The 15,533-nt window shown below is 76.0% G+C and carries 12 protein-coding genes; 2 read left to right on the forward strand and 10 right to left on the reverse strand.

Features of this window, described 5'->3' with window-relative positions; genetic code table 11:
- Positions 1 to 32 precede the first annotated feature (32 nt).
- The gene (locus tag CUT83_RS21960) at positions 33 to 917 is read right to left on the reverse strand and encodes a GNAT family N-acetyltransferase (protein WP_241524820.1); all 885 of its coding nucleotides are present in this window, start codon (positions 915 to 917) and stop codon (positions 33 to 35) included.
- A gap of 393 nt (positions 918 to 1,310) precedes the next feature.
- Between CUT83_RS21960 and CUT83_RS21965 the strand changes: the two genes are divergently transcribed.
- Positions 1,311 to 2,258 carry a DUF3048 domain-containing protein gene (locus CUT83_RS21965; RefSeq protein ID WP_240958251.1) on the forward strand — a complete coding sequence of 316 codons (948 nt, stop codon included), beginning with the start codon at positions 1,311 to 1,313 and terminating at the stop codon, positions 2,256 to 2,258.
- A gap of 34 nt (positions 2,259 to 2,292) precedes the next feature.
- Here CUT83_RS21965 and CUT83_RS21970 read toward each other — a convergent pair whose 3' ends face one another.
- Positions 2,293 to 3,102 carry a PaaX family transcriptional regulator C-terminal domain-containing protein gene (locus CUT83_RS21970; protein WP_101257542.1) on the reverse strand — a complete coding sequence of 270 codons (810 nt, stop codon included), beginning with the start codon at positions 3,100 to 3,102 and terminating at the stop codon, positions 2,293 to 2,295.
- A gap of 112 nt (positions 3,103 to 3,214) precedes the next feature.
- Here CUT83_RS21970 and CUT83_RS21975 point away from each other — a divergent pair, with 112 nt between their 5' ends.
- Entirely contained in the window at positions 3,215 to 4,852 is a 1,638-nt protein-coding gene (locus CUT83_RS21975; protein WP_101257543.1) for an acyl-CoA dehydrogenase family protein, read from the forward strand.
- A gap of 32 nt (positions 4,853 to 4,884) precedes the next feature.
- Here CUT83_RS21975 and CUT83_RS21980 read toward each other — a convergent pair whose 3' ends face one another.
- The 8 genes from CUT83_RS21980 to CUT83_RS22015 form a co-directional block, all read right to left on the reverse strand.
- Positions 4,885 to 5,784, reverse strand: a complete 900-nt coding sequence (locus tag CUT83_RS21980; RefSeq protein WP_240958253.1) for an endo alpha-1,4 polygalactosaminidase — start codon at positions 5,782 to 5,784, stop codon at positions 4,885 to 4,887.
- Positions 5,781 to 6,542: a spherulation-specific family 4 protein gene (locus tag CUT83_RS21985; RefSeq protein ID WP_101257608.1), complete on the reverse strand. Its 762-nt coding sequence runs from the start codon at positions 6,540 to 6,542 to the stop codon at positions 5,781 to 5,783. Before CUT83_RS21985 ends, CUT83_RS21980 begins: the two co-directional genes overlap by 4 nt.
- Positions 6,539 to 7,480 carry an NAD-dependent epimerase/dehydratase family protein gene (locus tag CUT83_RS21990; protein WP_101257544.1) on the reverse strand — a complete coding sequence of 314 codons (942 nt, stop codon included), beginning with the start codon at positions 7,478 to 7,480 and terminating at the stop codon, positions 6,539 to 6,541. The genes CUT83_RS21985 and CUT83_RS21990 overlap by 4 nt, the downstream gene beginning before the upstream one ends.
- A 9-nt stretch (positions 7,481 to 7,489) precedes the next feature.
- Positions 7,490 to 8,203 (reverse strand): nucleotidyltransferase family protein, encoded by a 714-nt coding sequence (locus tag CUT83_RS21995; RefSeq protein WP_101257545.1) that lies wholly within the window; start codon positions 8,201 to 8,203, stop codon positions 7,490 to 7,492.
- Positions 8,204 to 8,394: 191 nt separating this feature from the next.
- A complete protein-coding gene (locus CUT83_RS22000; RefSeq protein WP_101257546.1) occupies positions 8,395 to 9,450 on the reverse strand; it encodes an SDR family NAD(P)-dependent oxidoreductase in 1,056 nt (351 codons plus the stop codon).
- Positions 9,451 to 9,509: 59 nt separating this feature from the next.
- A complete protein-coding gene (locus CUT83_RS22005) occupies positions 9,510 to 11,036 on the reverse strand; it encodes a hypothetical protein (RefSeq protein ID WP_101257547.1) in 1,527 nt (508 codons plus the stop codon).
- Positions 11,033 to 12,541 carry a GT4 family glycosyltransferase PelF gene (pelF, locus tag CUT83_RS22010; RefSeq protein ID WP_101257548.1) on the reverse strand — a complete coding sequence of 503 codons (1,509 nt, stop codon included), beginning with the start codon at positions 12,539 to 12,541 and terminating at the stop codon, positions 11,033 to 11,035. The genes CUT83_RS22005 and pelF overlap by 4 nt, the downstream gene beginning before the upstream one ends.
- 57 nt (positions 12,542 to 12,598) lie before the next feature.
- Positions 12,599 to 14,872, reverse strand: a complete 2,274-nt coding sequence (locus CUT83_RS22015) for a hypothetical protein (RefSeq protein WP_194074727.1) — start codon at positions 14,870 to 14,872, stop codon at positions 12,599 to 12,601.
- Positions 14,873 to 15,533: the final 661 nt, after the last annotated feature.

Below are 15,533 nucleotides of genomic sequence, written 5' to 3' on the forward strand. Positions count from 1 at the left end.
CTCCTGCGCCGGCCTCTCCGCCGCCGGTTCCGTCAGGCCGGGAGAAGGGAGAGGAAGTGGCGCAGATAGCGCGGGTTGGTGTCGCGCAGCGAGAGCAGCACGTACAGGTCGGCGACGCCGAAGTCCGGGTCGTGGGCGGGTTCCCCGCAGACCTTGGCGCCCAGGCGCAGATAGCCGCGCAGCAGCGGCGGCAGCGCGCTGCGGGAGGCGGCGCGCGGGGCGGTCCCGGCGGTGGCGCCCGGCACCGGCCGCGCGCTCCCGGCGCGCCAGGGCAGCCGGGGACGCACCCGGTGCTCGGCGGGGGCCATGTGCCGCTCGGCGACCGCCGCCCACACGGCGGCGGCCGTCGCCCCGCCGTCGGCCAGCGGCAGGGAACAGCAGCCGCCGAGCCAGTTGTGGCCGGTGCGCTCCAGATAGCGGGCTATGCCCGCCCACATCAGGGCGATGACGGCGCCGTCGCGGTGGCCGGGGTGGACGCAGGAGCGGCCCGCCTCCACCAGGTCGCCGCGCAGGCCGGCGCCGTCCAGCAGCCCGTCCAGCTCGAACTCGGCCTCGGCGTAAAGCCGTCCGGCCGCGCGCGCCCGCTCGGGCGGCAGCAGCCGGTAGGTGCCCACCACCTCCCCGGTCGCCCGCTCCCGCACCAGGAGGTGGTCGCAGTAGGCGTCGAAGGGGTCGGTGTCCAGGCCCGGTTCGGGGCCCGCCAGGCGGGCGCCCAGCTCCCCGGCGAAGACCTCGTACCGCAGGCGCTGCGCGGCCCGTACGTCCGCCTCGTCCCGGGCGAGGGAGACGGTGTAGCCGTCGCCGCCGGGCGCGGAGGACGGCGCTGGGGCCGGTGCGGGGGCCGGTGCGGGTGCGGAGGGCTGGGCGGGGACACCGGGAAGGGTGGGGAGGGTGGCGGGCACGGGTACGGCTGGCACGGCGGAAGCGGACACGGCGGGTCCTCCTGGTCCGGGCGGCGGCGGATCACCGGCCCCGCCGTGCGGCGGGACCGGCTCTCCCCCTTTCTTCGCCGGGCCGGCTGGACTGCGCGTGTCCGCTCCGGGGAGCGGGGGTGTGCGCCGGTTGAACACACGCCCCCGGCGCGTACGGGCCGGTGACGGCGCCGCCGTCACCCTCGCGGTGCGCGGGGACATGAAACCGCCCATCCCGGTCAAGGGATGGAGTGAGAGGTCACCAGGCGGCGCGGCGGCGCCCGGCCGGAGGGACGGCGAGCGATGCGGACGATGCGGGCGGCGGGGGCTGCGGAGAACGGACGGAGCACGGGGCGGGGTACGGGACGGAGCACGGGGCGGCGGGCCGCACGGGCACGGGTGCGGATCCGGGCACTGGCGGCGCTGGTCGCGTGCGCCGCCCTGCTGACGGGCTGCCCGGGAGCCGGAGACGGCGACGGGGAGCAGGAGGGCCGCTCCCCGTTCACCGGTGAGAGCGTGGCCGACGCCTCGGCGCCGGTGCTCGCCGTGAAGATCGACAACGTGGCGGCCGCACGCCCCCAGACGGGACTGGGGCGGGCCGACATCGTCTATGTGGAGCAGGTCGAGTCGGGACTGACCCGGCTGCTGGCCGTGTACTCCTCCGACCTGCCGCCCACCGTGGGCCCGGTGCGCAGCGCCCGGGAGTCCGACATCGAACTGCTGCGGCAGTTCGGCGAGCCGGCGCTGGCCTACTCCGGGGCGCAGTCGAAGCTGGTGCCGGTGCTGGAGGCGTCCCCGCTCCATCTGATGCCGCCCGGCGAGGCGCCCGGCGCCTACTCGCGGAGCGCGGACCGCTCCGCCCCGCACAACATGTACCTGGACCCCCGGGCCGCCCTGCGCGAGGCCCCCGACGGGGTGAGCGGCGCCTCCGACATCGGCTTCCGCTTCGGCGCGGCGCCCCGGGGCGGCCGGGCCGACACCGAGGAGTCCGTCCGCTTCCCGGGCGTCCGGTACGACTTCATCTGGTCGGCCGAGTACGACCGCTGGCTGGTGTCCATCGACGGTCAGGAGGCGACCACCGCCGACAACGACCGGCTCGGGGCCCCCACGGTCGTCGTCCAGCGCGTGGTGGTCCGCGACTCCCGTTTCAAGGACAGCGGCGGCAGCGTCAGCCCGTACTCGGAGACGGTCGGCTCCGGCGAGGCGACGGTGCTGCGCGGCGGCCGGGCGTACCAGGCGCGCTGGTCGCGGCCGTCGGCGGAGAGCGGCACGGAGTTCACCACGCCGGAGGGCGATCCGGTGAACTTCGCCGAGGGGCAGGTGTGGGTGGTGCTCGCCCCGCGCTGAGCCGCCCCGCCCGGCCCCGCCTCCGCCGTGCCGGTCAGTCCGGTGCGGTGCGGCGCCGCAGGACGGCGCGCAGGTCGGCCTCGAAGGCGTCGTAGCGGGCGCGCAGCGCCGCGCCCGGCCAGTCGCCGGGCAGCAGGGCGGCCGGGAGCAGTGGGTCGGCGAGCAGATGGCGCAGGACGGCGGCCGAGACCGTGAAGCGCCGGGCCGGGTCACCGGCCTCCGCCGCGGCGTCGGCGGCGGCGGCCAGGGCGCGGGCCCGTGCCGCCCAGCCGTCCAGGTCCCACAGCGCGGCGGCCAGTTCGGCCGGGTCCCCGTCGGGGGCGCCGGTCAGCAGGGTGCACTGCCCGGCGACGACGGGCGGCCGGGGCCGCAGCAGGTTGGCGGGGCGCAGCCAGGTGCCCTCGCGCAGTTCGGCCAGGCGCAGGGCGGCCATGGCCCGGCGCAGGGCGCTCCGGTCGGCCGCGTCCCGGCGTTCGGCGGTGACGACGGCGATCTCCCATTCGCCGCGCCACTTACGGGTGCGGGGCGCGCGGCTGTCGTCCTGGCGGGCCTGGCGCTCCAGCAGGCGCGCGGTGAGGCCGTACGCGCCGTCGGCGGTCTGGGCCAGGTCTCCGGCCGCGACCATCCGCGACAGCGCCACCCGTACCGTGCCCTCCGCGATCCCGAAGAGTTCGCCGACCCGCACCAGGGCTCTGGCGGGCAGGGCGGGCGGGTGGTGGCCGAGCAGGGTACTGAGCACGATCGAGCGGGCCGTCAGGGGGCGCAGGGCGAGCTCCCGGACGGCGTCGGCTCCGTCGGTCCGGGCTGTCTCGTCCGGACCGGCTGTCGCGTCTGTGCTGTTCATGGGCAGTACGATCCTAACCTCCCCCGCTGTTACAGCCTTCCGTCACATGCACAGGATCTGTAATGTCGGAGTACGGGCACCGCCGCCCGCCCCGCCCCCGCCGGAGGTCGCCGTGAGCGCCACCCATGAAGTGATCAACCAGCCCCCGCCGCTGACCGGCTTCACCGCCGCGGACGATCCCGCCGTTTTCGAGGCCCTGCGCCGCCACGGCGCGCGGTGGGGCGAGGCTCAGGTGCGGGAGCTGGGCGCGCTGGCCGGCACCCCGGAGGTGCAGGACTGGGCCCGGATGGCCGAGGAGGTCCCGCCCCGCCTGCGCACCCACGACCGCTACGGCCACCGCGTGGACGAGGTGGAGTTCCACCCGGCCTGGCACCGTCTGATGGCCACCGCCGTCGAGCACGGCCTGCACGCCGCGCCCTGGGCCGAGGACCGCCCCGGCGCCCATCTGGTGCGCGCCGCCAAGTTCTACCTGTGGTCCCAGGCCGAGGCCGGGCACGGCTGCCCGGTCTCCATGACGTACGCGGCCGTCCCCGCGCTGCGCGCCCGGCCGGAGCTGGCCGCCGCCTACGAACCGCTGCTGACCGCCCGCTCCTACGACTTCGGACTGCGGCCCCCGCTGGGCAAGTCCGGGCTGATCGCGGGCATGTCGATGACCGAGAAGCAGGGCGGCTCGGACGTGCGGGCCAACACCACCGAGGCCGTACCCGACGGCGACGGCGCCTACCGGCTCACCGGCCACAAGTGGTTCACCTCCGCCCCGATGAGCGATGTCTTCCTGGTCCTGGCCCAGGCCCCCGAGGGCCTGACCTGCTTCCTGCTGCCGCGCGTGCTGCCCGACGGCACCCTCAACGCCATGCACCTGCAACGTCTGAAGGACAAGCTGGGCAACCGCTCCAACGCCTCCTCCGAGGTCGAGTACGACCGGGCCGTGGCCTGGCCGGTCGGCGAGACGGGCCGCGGGGTGCGCACCATCGTGGAGATGGTCAACATGACCCGCCTGGACTGCGTCCTGGGCACGGCCGCCGGCATGCGCGCCGGGCTGCGGCAGGCTCTGCACCACACCGCCCACCGGCGGGCCTTCGGCGCCGGGCTGGCCGAGCAGCCGCTGATGCGCTCGGTCCTGGCCGACCTGGCGGTCGAGTCGGAGGCCGCCACCACCCTCGGGCTGCGGCTGGCGGCGGCCGTGGACGCCGCGCACGCCGGGGACGAGCGGGAGGCGGCCTTCCGCCGCCTGGCCCTGGCCGTGTCCAAGTACTGGGTGTGCAAGCGCGGCAGCGCGCACGCCGCCGAGGCGCTGGAGTGCCTGGGCGGCAACGGCTACGTCGAGGAGTCGGGCATGCCGCGCCTGTACCGCGAGGCGCCGCTGCTGTCGATCTGGGAGGGCTCGGGCAACGTCGCCGCCCTGGACGTGCTGCGCGCGCTGGACAGGGAGCCGGCCGGGCTGGAGGCCGTCCTGGCGGAGGTGGACGCCGCCGCCGGCGCCGACGCCCGTCTGGACGCGGCCGCCGCCGGAGTGCGGGCCATGCTGCCGGAGCTGAAGGACCCGGTCGGCGCACAGCTGCGCGCCCGCGCCTTCGCCGAGCGCCTGGCGCTCGTCCTCCAGGGCAGTCTGCTGGTGCGCCACAGCCACCCGGCCGTCGCCGACGCGTTCTGCGCCTCCCGGCTGGGCGGGCAGTGGGGCCATGCCTTCGGCACGCTCCCGGCGGGCGCGGACCTGGGCGCGATCCTGGACCGGGCCCGCACCGGGTGACGGGGCGGCCGCCGCGTCCGGGAGCCGGCTCGTCAGCAGGTGCGGCGCCAGGTGTCCAGGGGGAGGCGCTTGCGGATGGAGCTGAGGCCCAGGCGGCGCGAGGTGTCGCAGAACTCCTCTGTGTTCAGCGCGTATTCGGCGTGGAAGACGGCCTTGCCGCGCTCGGTGAACGGGGCCAGCTTCGCGCACTCGCCGAACTCGGCGCACTCCTCGTTGACCGCGAAGTCGAAGTCGTCGACCAGCTGCGGGATCTGGTCGAGGTCGTTCTTCAGGCCGACCGACAGTCCGCGCCGGTGGGCGAGTCCGGCGACCATGCGGTTGAACGCGAGCTGGTCGCGGGCGGTGAGGGGGAAGCCGGTGTCGTTGCGGTAGCCGTCCAGGAGGTCGGGTTCGACGGCGTCGAAGCCCTTCTCGGCGCACATGTCGACGCGGGCGGCCAGGATCGGGCGCAGGACGTCCAGGCGGCGGATGTCCACCCAGCGCTCGCCGGGCCAGCCGTTGTTCCGGCCCAGCGCCTGCGGCGGGTAGTCGTCCCGGTCGGGCCGGAAGTCCTCCCAGGCGCCGGCGTTGAGGTAACAGATCACCTTCCGGCCGCGGGCGTGGAGGGCGGCGACGGTGTCCGCGCCGTTCTCGAAGCCGTCGATGTCGAAGACCTCGGCGTCCACGTCGAGGTCGATGCGGCCCTGGAGCTGCCACTGCCAGGTGGTGCCGGGGGCCGGGCGCCAGCGGTTCCGCTGCGGTGAGGCGTCGCCGGGCGGTGTCCGGTCGGGCGCGGCGGTGTCCGGTGCGGCGGTGTCCGGTGCGGCGGTGTCCGGTGCGGCGGTGTCCGGTGCGGCGGTGTCCGAGCAGGCCGCCGTGGACAGCAGCAGGAGGAGACAGAGCAGCCGGGCGGCCGGGCGGCGGATCGTGCGGCGAGGCGTGAAGCGGGTCACGGGGTGATCCTCCCGCAGCCGAGCACGGGCCGGGGCGTCGAGCGCCACGGGTTGGCCCCCTCCCCCGGCACCGCACAGTGCACCGCCGCGCCGCGCTCGTGGGCGGTGCGGGCCGCCTCGGCGGCCAGGCGGTCCGGTACGGCGTACACCAGGTGGCAGAAGCGGTGCGGCGGATGGCCGCGGGTCCAGGCGGGCGCACCGGCGCGGCGGTACTCCTCCCAGCACCCCTCGAAGGTGACCAGCACGTCGGCCAGGTGCGCGTACCCGGGGTCGGGGTGGACACCGGGGTTGAGGACGACGGTGGACGCACCCAGCAGCCGGGCGGCCCGCACCGTGCGCCGGTAGCGTGGCAGGTGCTCCGCGCCGGCCGCCGCGCGGTCGAGGAAGGCCCCGTCCGTGCCGTACCAGCGGCGGTGGCGGCGCACGTCGCGGAGCACGGCGCGCCACGGGCGCGCGCCGTAGGCGGTGTCCACGTATCCCAGCAGCGGCACCCCGGCGCCCCGCAGCCGGGCCGCCACCGCGGCGAGGGCCGGGTCGGGGCGCGGCCCGGGGCCGTCGGCGGCGTTGACGACCACCGCGTACAGCCGCCCGGCGGCCCGGACCGCCGCCTCCCACGCCCCCGGGTCGACGGCCGGGTGGACGTACAGCGGTACGAGCAGATGGCCCCGGCCCCGGCCCCGGTCCCGTGAGCCCCGTACGGCGGCGGGCGCCGGGGTACTCCCCCGGCGCCCCGTGCCCCCCGGGCGCCCCGCGCTCATGCGCCGGCCGCCCGCGCCCACAGATCGGCCAGGGACTCCTCCAGGGTGTACCCGGGCCGCCAGCCCAGCGTCCCGGCGGCGGCCGTGATGTCGGCCTGCTGCCAGGCGACGGCGGCCGAGCGGGCCGAGTCCGCGCCCTTCTCGTCGATCCGGCCGCGGAAACCGGCCGCCGCGGCCAGCCCCTCGGCCACGTCCCGCACCGCGCGGGCGGCGCCCGCGGCGATGTTGAGCACCGGCGGCAGCGGCCCGGGGGCGAGGGCCGCGGCGGTCGCGGCGCGGGCGATGTCACGGGGGTCGACGAAGTCGCGGTACGCCGAGAGGTCGCCGACCCGCACCACCCCGTCCGGTCCGGCCCGGCGCAGTTCGGCGGCGAGCCGCCCGGGCAGGGAGGCGGCCGGCGCGCCGGGGCCCACGGGGTTGAACACCCGCAGCACCACCGCGTCCAGGCCGGAGCCGGTGACGGCCAGGGTGCCGGCCAGTTTGGCGGCGCCGTAGATTCCCACCGGGCGGGTGGGGTGGTCCTCCGCCAGGGGGTGGCCGGGGGTTCCCGGCCCGTACTCGGCGGCCGAGCCGAGGTGGACCAGGCGGGCGCCCGGCGCGGCCTCGCGCAGGGCCGCGCAGAGCGCGGCCGGGCCGCGGGCGTTGACCCCGGTGAGGTGGAGGGCGTCGCCGCCGACGGCGCCCGCGCAGTTGACCACGGCGTCCGGGCGCGCCCGCCGGATCAGGGAGGCCAGTTCGGCGGGGGCGGCGGTGGCCAGGTCCACCGTCAGGTCCACGGGCTGAGCCACGGACGGGCCGGCCGGCGGATCCGCGGGTGGGCCGGCCGGCCCGCCCGCGGCGCGGCCCGCGCAGAGCACCCGCACGCCCGGCTGGGCGCGCAGGTGCCCGGCGGTGTGCCCGCCCAGATAGCCGGTGGCCCCCAGGACGAGTACGCGCATGGTCTCCGGTCACGCTCCCCTGATCAACTGGCCGCGGCGGGCGGTGAACTCGGCGTTGGCGCGGTCGTAGTCGTCGGGTCTTCCGATGTCGAGCCAGTAGCCGCCGAAGTCGTAGGCGTACGGCGGGGTGCCGTCCGCCAGCAGGTCGAGCACCACCTCGTCGAAGCCCAGCGGCAGTCCGGGCGTGTAGCGGGCCAGGGCTGCGCGCGAGACGCCGTACACGCCCATGGAGACGCGGTAGTCCATGGTGGGCTTCTCGGCGAAGCCGGTGACGCGCCCGGACTCGGTGCTCAGCACGCCGAAGTCGATGGAGACGGTGCGCACATGGGTGGCGATGGTCAGCGGCGCCCCGCGGTCCCGGTGACCGCGCAGCACGTCGCCGAAGTCGAGGTCGGTGAGGATGTCGCCGTTCATCGCCAGGAAGTGCTCGGGCAGCCGGTCGAGCATCGTCAGCAGCGGGCCCATGGTGCCCAGCGGGCTGTCCTCGGTGGTGTAGTCGACGCGCAGGCCCCACTGGGAGCCGTCGCCGACGTAGGCGCGGATGATGTGGCCCAGGTGGCCGATGGCCAGGGTGCAGCTGGTGAACCCGGCCGAGGCGAGCTGGCGCATCACGATCTCCAGGATCGCGTGCTGGTCGCCGATGGGCACCAGCGGCTTGGGCAGGGCCGTGGTGTACGGGCGGAGCCGGACTCCCTTGCCTCCGGCCATGATGACTGCGTGCATCGGTGCTGTCCTCTCCGTGGGGACGGGTGGCGGATCGTGCGTGACGGATCGCGTGCGACGGACGGCGGGACGTGACGGGTGGCGGAGCCCGGTGACGAGCCCGGTGACGGGTGCGGTGACGGGCCCGGTGACGGGTGCGGCGGCTCTGCGGCGAGTGCTGCGGCGAGTGCTGCGGCAGGCGCCGCGGCGGGTCAGACGTTGTAGAGGTCGGTCTTGTAGCGGGCGAGGTTGGCCGGGTCGCGGAAGAACTCGATCGTGCGGGCCAGTCCTTCCTCCAGGCTGTGGGCCGGCGCCCAGCCGGTGGCCGCCCGCAGCCGGCCGGCGTCGCAGACCAGTCGCATCACCTCGGAGTCGGCGGGGCGCACGCGGCTTTCGTCCTGGGCGACCTCGACGTCGGCGTCCATGAGCTTGCCGATGAGAGCCACCAGGTCGCCGACGGATATCTCGCCGCCGGTACCGGCGTTGAGGGTGCGCCCGACGACGGCCCCGGCGGGTGCGGTGCCGACGGCCAGGAAGGCCGCGGCGGTGTCCTCCACGTAGGTGAAGTCGCGGGTGGGGCGCAGGTCGCCCAGGGTGATGGTGCGCTTCCCGGCGGCGAGCTGGCCGATCACGGTGGGGATGACGGCGCGCATCGACTGGCGCGGCCCGTAGGTGTTGAAGGGCCGCAGGGTGACCACGGGGGTGCCGAAGCTGGCGTGGTAGCTGTCGGCGAGCCGGTCCCCGCCCGCCTTGGACGCGGCGTACGGGGACTGGGTGTTGATCGGATGGTCCTCGGTGATCGGCACCGTCCGCGCGGTTCCGTAGGTCTCGCTGGTGGAGGTGTGCACCAGGCGCGGGATCTCCAGGTGGCGCACCGCCTCCAGCACGTTGAGGGTGCCGGTGACGTTGGTCTCCACATAGCTGTGCGGGGCGCGGTAGGAGTACGGGATCGCGATGAGAGCGGCCAGGTGGTAGACGGCCTCGGCACCCCTGACCAGTCCGTTCACCGAGCCGGGGTCGCGGACGTCGCCGAGGACGATCTCCACCTCCTCCAGCACCTCCTTCGGCAGGGTCTCCAGCCAGCCGAAGGAGGAGAAGGAGTTGTACTGGACCATCGCGCGCACCCGGTGGCCGGCGGCGACGAGCGCCTCGACCAGGTGCGATCCGATGAATCCCTCCGCGCCGGTGACCGCGGCCGTCCGGGGGGCGGGGGCTGGTGCGGGCGTGGTTTCGGGCGTGGTTGCGGTTGCGGATGCGGGCGTGTTCATGGACGTGCTCCGTTTCCTTCCGGGCCGACGTTCGGCTGTGAAGCGGTGGTGCGGGCGGGTCAGCGGTGGGTGGTGATCCGGCCGAGCAGTGCCGCGGCGGTGGCGAGCAGGACGAGGGCGGCGGTGGCGCAGACGGCCGCCAGGACGGTGTCCGGCCCGGGCGGTCCGGGGTGGAGCCACAGCGGTGCGGCGGCGCAGAACGCGGCGGCGGCCGCCGTCACCGCCGCCGGGGTCCGGGCGGCGCCGAAGGCCTGGAGCAGCAGCCCGGTCCACAGCACCGCGCCGAGGGCGAGGACGGCCGGCAGCCGGGCGGGGTCGGCGGGCGGTCCGCCCGGCCACAGCGCGGCGGTGGCCAGGACGAGGGCGGCCAGGGCGGCGAGGTAGCCGGCCAGGCACAGCCCCAGCGCCCCGGCTGCCCGCCACCGCAGGCCGGCGGCGGTGGAGCTGCGGGCGAGGGCGGCCAGCGCCAGGGAGCGGCAGCGGTACAGCAGCCACTCGGCCGCGCCCATGCTGAGGGAGAGGGCGACCACCACGGGTCCGGCCGGAGCCGCGCCCGCGCCGTGCCACAGCGTCCCGCCCAGGGCGGCCAGGGCGGTCAGCACCCCGCAGCCCAGGCCGAAGAGTCCGTAGGGCACGGACGCCCGCCGCGCGGGGAGCGTGCCGTCCGCCGCACCGGCCGCCGCCGCGCCGCCCGCCCCCGTCCCCTCGCGTACGGCCCGTACGGTCTCGCGCGCCGCCGCCGCCACCGCCGCGCAGACGGCGACGGCCGGCAGGGCGGCCCTCACCACCGCCTGCACCGCCGCCGGTACGGCCTCCGGCGGCAGCAGCGGCAGCGCCGCCGCGCCGAGTGCCAGGGGCAGCAGGGCGAGCAGCAGCAGCCGTTCCCGGCCCAGGACGAGCAGGACGGTGGCCGCCGCCAGGTAGACCGCCTGGCCCGCCGCGAAGAGCAGCGCGGCGCCGGGCGCCGGCAGTGGCGCCGCGGCCGCCAGGGCCGCCGCCAGGGCGATGGGCACCCCCGCCGGTGCGCCCGTCCGCAGTACCCGCCCCGCCGCCGCGCGTCCGCCCGCCGCCAGGGCGGCGTACGCGCGGTGGGCGAGCGCCTGGTTCCAGGCCCAGGCCGCGAGCGCGGAGGCGGCCAGCGCGCCCGTGCCGGCCGGGAGGCCGAGCCGGTCCGGCGGCCCGGTGAGGAAGGGTGCGGCCAGCGCGTAGCCGAGACCGGGGAGGGTGAACACCAGGCCGCGCAGCAGCGCGGTGCCCGGATCTCCCCGCCACGGGTCGGGGGCGGGCGGGGGCTCGGGGAAGGCGCGCGGCACCCGGGCGAACAGTTCGGCGGCGGCCTCGAAGGTGTCGCGGCGGCCGTAGCGGCGCTGGATCTGCTCGCCGGTCAGGCCCTCGGACTCCAGATGGGCCGCGATCTCGTCCGGGTGGACGGCCGCGGCGCACACCTCGGCCAGCTCCTCGGCCAGCGTGTCCAGCGGGTCGTCCGCCCAGCTCGGCCGCCGCCGGCTCCGGGCGGCCGGGGCGGTGCGGCCGGGTGACCCCGGTGGCGGGGGCGCGCCGGGGACGAGTCTGAGCGTCCCGCTCACCGGGCGCCTCCCGAGGCTCCCGCGGCCAGTGCCATGGCCGGCGCCTGCGCTCCCGGTTCCCTGCCGGGAAAGGCGAGTTCGCGGTAGATGTCGCGGAAGGCGCTGATGGTCTGCCGGAGGGTGAACTGCTCGATCACCCGCAGCCGGGCGCCCTCGCCCATCCGCGCCCGCTCGCCGGGGTCCCTCAGCAGCCGCAGCGCGGCACGCGCCATGGCCTCCGGGTCGCGCGGCGGTACGACCAGCCCGCACTCCCCCACCGCCTCGCGCACTCCGCCCACGTCCGTGGAGACGGTGGCGCGTCCGCAGGACATGGCCTCGATCAGGGTGAAGGGGAAGCCCTCGCTGACGCTGGAGAGCATCACCGCGTTCCCGGCGGCGTAGGCGTCGCGGATGTCCTCCACGCGCCCTTCGAAGGTCACGCCCCCGGCCGCCCCCAGCTCGGCGGCGAGGGCCTCCATGCTCGCCCGGTACGCCTCCGCGCCGCGCGGGGTGCCGCCGAAGACCCGCAGCCGGGCGGCGGGGATCTCCTTTCTGACCAGGGCGAAGGCCCGGATGAGGGTGGCCAGGTCCTTGATGGGGTCGATGCGCCCGGCCCAGCTCAGCGTCGGCTGCTCCGGTTCGGGTCCGGCGGGCGGGAACGCGGTGGGGTCGACGCCGTTGTAGACGGTGCGTATTCGCTCCGGCGGGGTGCCGCCGTGCTCCTCCCAGCGCCGGTTGTAGCGGTTGCCGGGGGTGACCAGCGCGGCGCACCGGTAGCCCTCCTCGGCCAGCAGCCGGTACAGGCCCAGCAGCAGTGCCTTGACCGGCCAGCGGTACGGTTCGGCGCGGCTGCCCAGATAGCGTTCGCGCAGGTAGACGCCGTGCTCGGTGAGCAGGAACGGTACGCCGTGGCGGTGGTGGGCCACCAGGGCCGGCAGGGTGGCCAGTCCGCCGCTGACCGCGTGGGCGACCCCGTCGGTGACCGGGGGCGCGGCCAGCGGGCGCAGGGCGTGCTCCAGCAGGTCGACGCCGGTCAGCGCGTCGTGCAGGGTCGGCCGGGCGGCGGCGGTGGTCAGGCGGGGCCGGTTCCACAGGCGGGCGAGGGCGCGGGCGGCGGCCTCGGTGCGCAGGGCGGGCGAGAGGGCGCCCCGGGAGGCGTAGCCGGCCATCGCGTGGAGTCCGGCGGGGAACAGTCCCTCGGACTCGGGGTCGAGGAGGGCGAGGAGGAATTCCTCCAGTGCGGTGAGGAAGCGGCGCAGTTCCCGGCCGCGCGGGGCCCGGCCGGGCGGGGGCGGACCCCACAGCGGCAGGGTGTGCGTCCGCCGTACGTGGGCGGGCGTCCGCCAGGCCGGGCGTTCGCGCCCGGTGCCGGTGACGGCGATGACGCGGAAGTCCACGTCGGGCATGCCGTTGACCAACTGGTCGCACCACACGCTGACTCCGCCGTGGCTGTGGGGATAGGTGCCCTCGGTGAGCAGGGTCACCGAGGGGGTGCCGAAGCGCGGTCCGGCCGGCTGCCTGTGCATGGCGGTTCGTTGTCTCCAGGAGGGTGGGGAAACGAGCGGTCCGGTGTCACGGGCGGGTCAGCGCGCGGCGGTGTCCCCGGGGCCGTAGGGCACGGGGTCCGTGGTTCCGGCGGGCACCTCGGTCTGCCCGGCGGGGTCCCTGAACCCCTGGGCGTCCGGGGTGAGCAGTCCGCAGACCTCCTCCAGGAGGCCGAGGAGGTCCAGCAGGCTCAGCAGTTCCGGAAGGCAGCGGGGGTCCTGCTCCTGCGGGGCGTCCGGCTCCTGGGGTTCCCCGGGAGCGCCGGGCAGGTCGAGGACCGTGCGCCCGTCGCCGCCGGGCTCGGCCCAGCCGGTGCGCAGGCCCGCGTAGGGCTCGCCGAAGGCCGGGGCGGAGTCGTCGAGGCCGTCGAGCCGCTGCACGGTCCCCTCCGGTGCGGTGAGGGGGACGTGCAGCCCGGCGGGGGCGTCGACGGTCACGGTGGAGCCGGTGCGGTGGGCGGTGATCTCCCCGGCGTCCAGCGCCGCGCGCCAGGCCGCGCGCTGCCGCATCTCCTGTCCGATGTCCCTCATCGGCAGGCTGACCATCGGGGTGTTCCCGGCGAACAGGTCCGCGTAGTCGTCCAGGATCCGGTCCAGGGCCGGGTAGGCGATGCGGTCCTCGGCGAGGTTGGACTGGTGGATGAAGTGCGGGCGCGGGTCGTTGCCCATCACATGGCGCAGGGCGATCCGCGCCTCCAGGGGCACGATGTGGGACTCGTAGCCGGTGGAGATGTCCAGCGGGGCGTCCAGGCAGGTGGTGGTGGCCGGCGAGTCCTCGCACAGGCCGCTGCCGCCGTCGGAGCGCCGGGTGTAGATCCAGTTGTACTCGTCGACCTGCTCGGCGGTGCGCCCGGCGTTGTAGAAGATGTTCATCGGGTACCGGGGCACGGTCAGGGCGGGGCCGAGGGGGCGCTGGGCGGCCTCGCGGGAGGCGTCGGAGGCGATCCAGGTGACCCCGGTGGTGGTGAGCGAGGGGGCCAGGTTGGGGTTGTCCTGCGGCTGCTGCGGCAGGGTGACCAGGCCGGAGTGCTCGCCGGTGACCAGTTCCCGCTCGTCGACGGCCAGGTTGTTGCGGTCGGCCCAGGAGAGGTTGTTGTCGATCTGGGTGGTGATCAGGGCCCGGCTCTCCCAGCGGGTCTGCCCCTCCTCGTCGGTGGCGCACCGCCACGGCACGACGGTCACGTCCTGGACGCAGCCCAGGAAGAGGTGGTTGTAGGTGTGGTTGATCCAGCGGTGCGAGGCCTGGTCGGCGAGCATCCGGGCGGCGAGCGGATCGGAGCCGTGCTCGGAGCGGTGAAGGTCGCTGCCGCCGCCGTTGAAGGCCATGTCCAGGGTGAAGCCGCGGTCGGCCGACCACTGGGCGGCGTGCGCGGCGTCCGCCTCGGTCATCCGGATCGGGTCGGTCTCCAGCCCGTCGTCGGCCCCGCCGCAGTCCACGTCGCCCGGGGTGCAGTTCAGTTCGGTGTGCCAGCGGTCGTCGGCGGCGAACACGTCGTCGACGTGGACGGCGAAGTGGTTGCGGTCCACGCCCAGGTGGACGCCCTGGGTGAGCCAGGCGACGATGCCGCGGGCCAGCAGCCGGTACTGCTGCTGGTGGCGGTTGTAGACGAAGGTGACGACCAGTTCGCTGCGGCCGTCGTGGGTGTACTCGCCCACCAGCGAGCCGCGCTCCTGACCGCCCGGGACGGGGGCGTCGACGTACGAGGTGAAGGAGGCGCCCTCGGGCGGGTCGGCGAGCGGCACCGACAGGTAGCCGTAACTCTCGTCCACCTGCGGGTCGTTGTCCTCGAACGGCACCTTCCCGTCGAGGTAGCCGAACGGCCCGTCCCTGCCCGCCTCCGTGACCTGCGCCGTCTCGCCGTCCAGGGGGCCGGCGTAGCCCGTCTCCTGCGCCGGGTCCAGGCCCACGGCGGGACCGGCGTAGGTGTAGGCGTCCACCTGCCGGATGCCGAACTCCGCCTCGTACGCGGCGAGTGCGGCCATCTCCGCCGAGCCGGCGCCGAAGGGGTTCTCGTTGGGCAGCACCACGCCCTGGTACCTGGCGCGCGGGCGGCCGTCCACGGTGTCGCCGAGGAAGTCCTCGTCCACGGTCGGCCGGTCGTCGTCGGCGAGGTCGACGGTGGTGTAGGGCGTACCCGCGTCGCGCAGCGCCGCGGCGATCGCGTCGACGGCGGGTCCGCCGTCGTCGACGACCAGGACGCGCAGGTCGATGCGGGGCGCGGGTTCCTCCGCCGCGGCCGGCGGCGCCGTCGTGAGCACCATCGGCAGGGCCGCGGCCAGGCAGGCCGCGGCGGTACGGATCGCATGCCTCATCGGACGTTCTCCCCCCAGGACGGCCCCGTGCCTGCGGTGCCGCCCGGTGTCGAAGCGCGCGAACGCCCCGGCGGTGCCGGTGTCCGCGCGGACTGACTCCCCTTGTGGTGTGGCCGCGGTACCCGGGGCTCCCCTCCCCGGACGGCGTACGGCGGGCACTGCGGGCGGCCGGCCCGGCCGGGCTCCCGCAGGAGTTTCCCGGCGCTTCGGACGCCCACCGATATGGTGCGCCATCCCCGGGCCGTGTGAACGCCTCCGGGCCAAGTCGTCGGGCGTCGTTCGCCCTTCCGTGACCGGAATTCACCGGAGCGCAATCGTCCGTGTGCGCCCCCGTGGTGCCACCCGGGAGCCCGGCGCCGGTGCCGCACGCTGCATCGTCATTGGGGTGGACCAATGTCGATGCGACGTCCCACCCGATAGGGCATATGCGTATCTGATATTCATGGCGCCGGAAGTCGGCCGAATGCCAGCGGTCCGCTTCCGGAGACGATGGGGGCATTGATTCCGGTTCGCCCGGCCGGCTCCGGTACCTGCACGGTGCATCACCCCCTTCGCTGGACTCTCCCCCCTTCTTCCTGCCAACCTCTGTGCCGGCAGCGGCCGTTGCCGCCGGCCAGTCGCCCGTCCCGGCCGGATCGCGCACGGGTGGGCGGCATGCGGT

It is taken from the genome of Streptomyces barkulensis (genome assembly GCF_002843305.1).
Taxonomy (GTDB): Bacteria; Actinomycetota; Actinomycetes; order Streptomycetales; family Streptomycetaceae; genus Streptomyces; species Streptomyces barkulensis.

Coding starts and splice junctions, on each gene's coding strand:
- CUT83_RS21995 (WP_101257545.1), bottom strand. CDS start 8,203: ATGCACGCAGTCATCATGGCCGGAGGCAAGGGAGTCCGGCTCCGCCCG.
- CUT83_RS22015 (WP_194074727.1), bottom strand. CDS start 14,872: ATGAGGCATGCGATCCGTACCGCCGCGGCCTGCCTGGCCGCGGCCCTG.
- CUT83_RS21970 (WP_101257542.1), bottom strand. CDS start 3,102: ATGAACAGCACAGACGCGACAGCCGGTCCGGACGAGACAGCCCGGACC.
- CUT83_RS21990 (WP_101257544.1), bottom strand. CDS start 7,480: ATGCGCGTACTCGTCCTGGGGGCCACCGGCTATCTGGGCGGGCACACC.
- CUT83_RS21985 (WP_101257608.1), bottom strand. CDS start 6,542: ATGAGCGCGGGGCGCCCGGGGGGCACGGGGCGCCGGGGGAGTACCCCG.
- CUT83_RS22000 (WP_101257546.1), bottom strand. CDS start 9,450: ATGAACACGCCCGCATCCGCAACCGCAACCACGCCCGAAACCACGCCC.
- pelF (WP_101257548.1), bottom strand. CDS start 12,541: ATGCACAGGCAGCCGGCCGGACCGCGCTTCGGCACCCCCTCGGTGACC.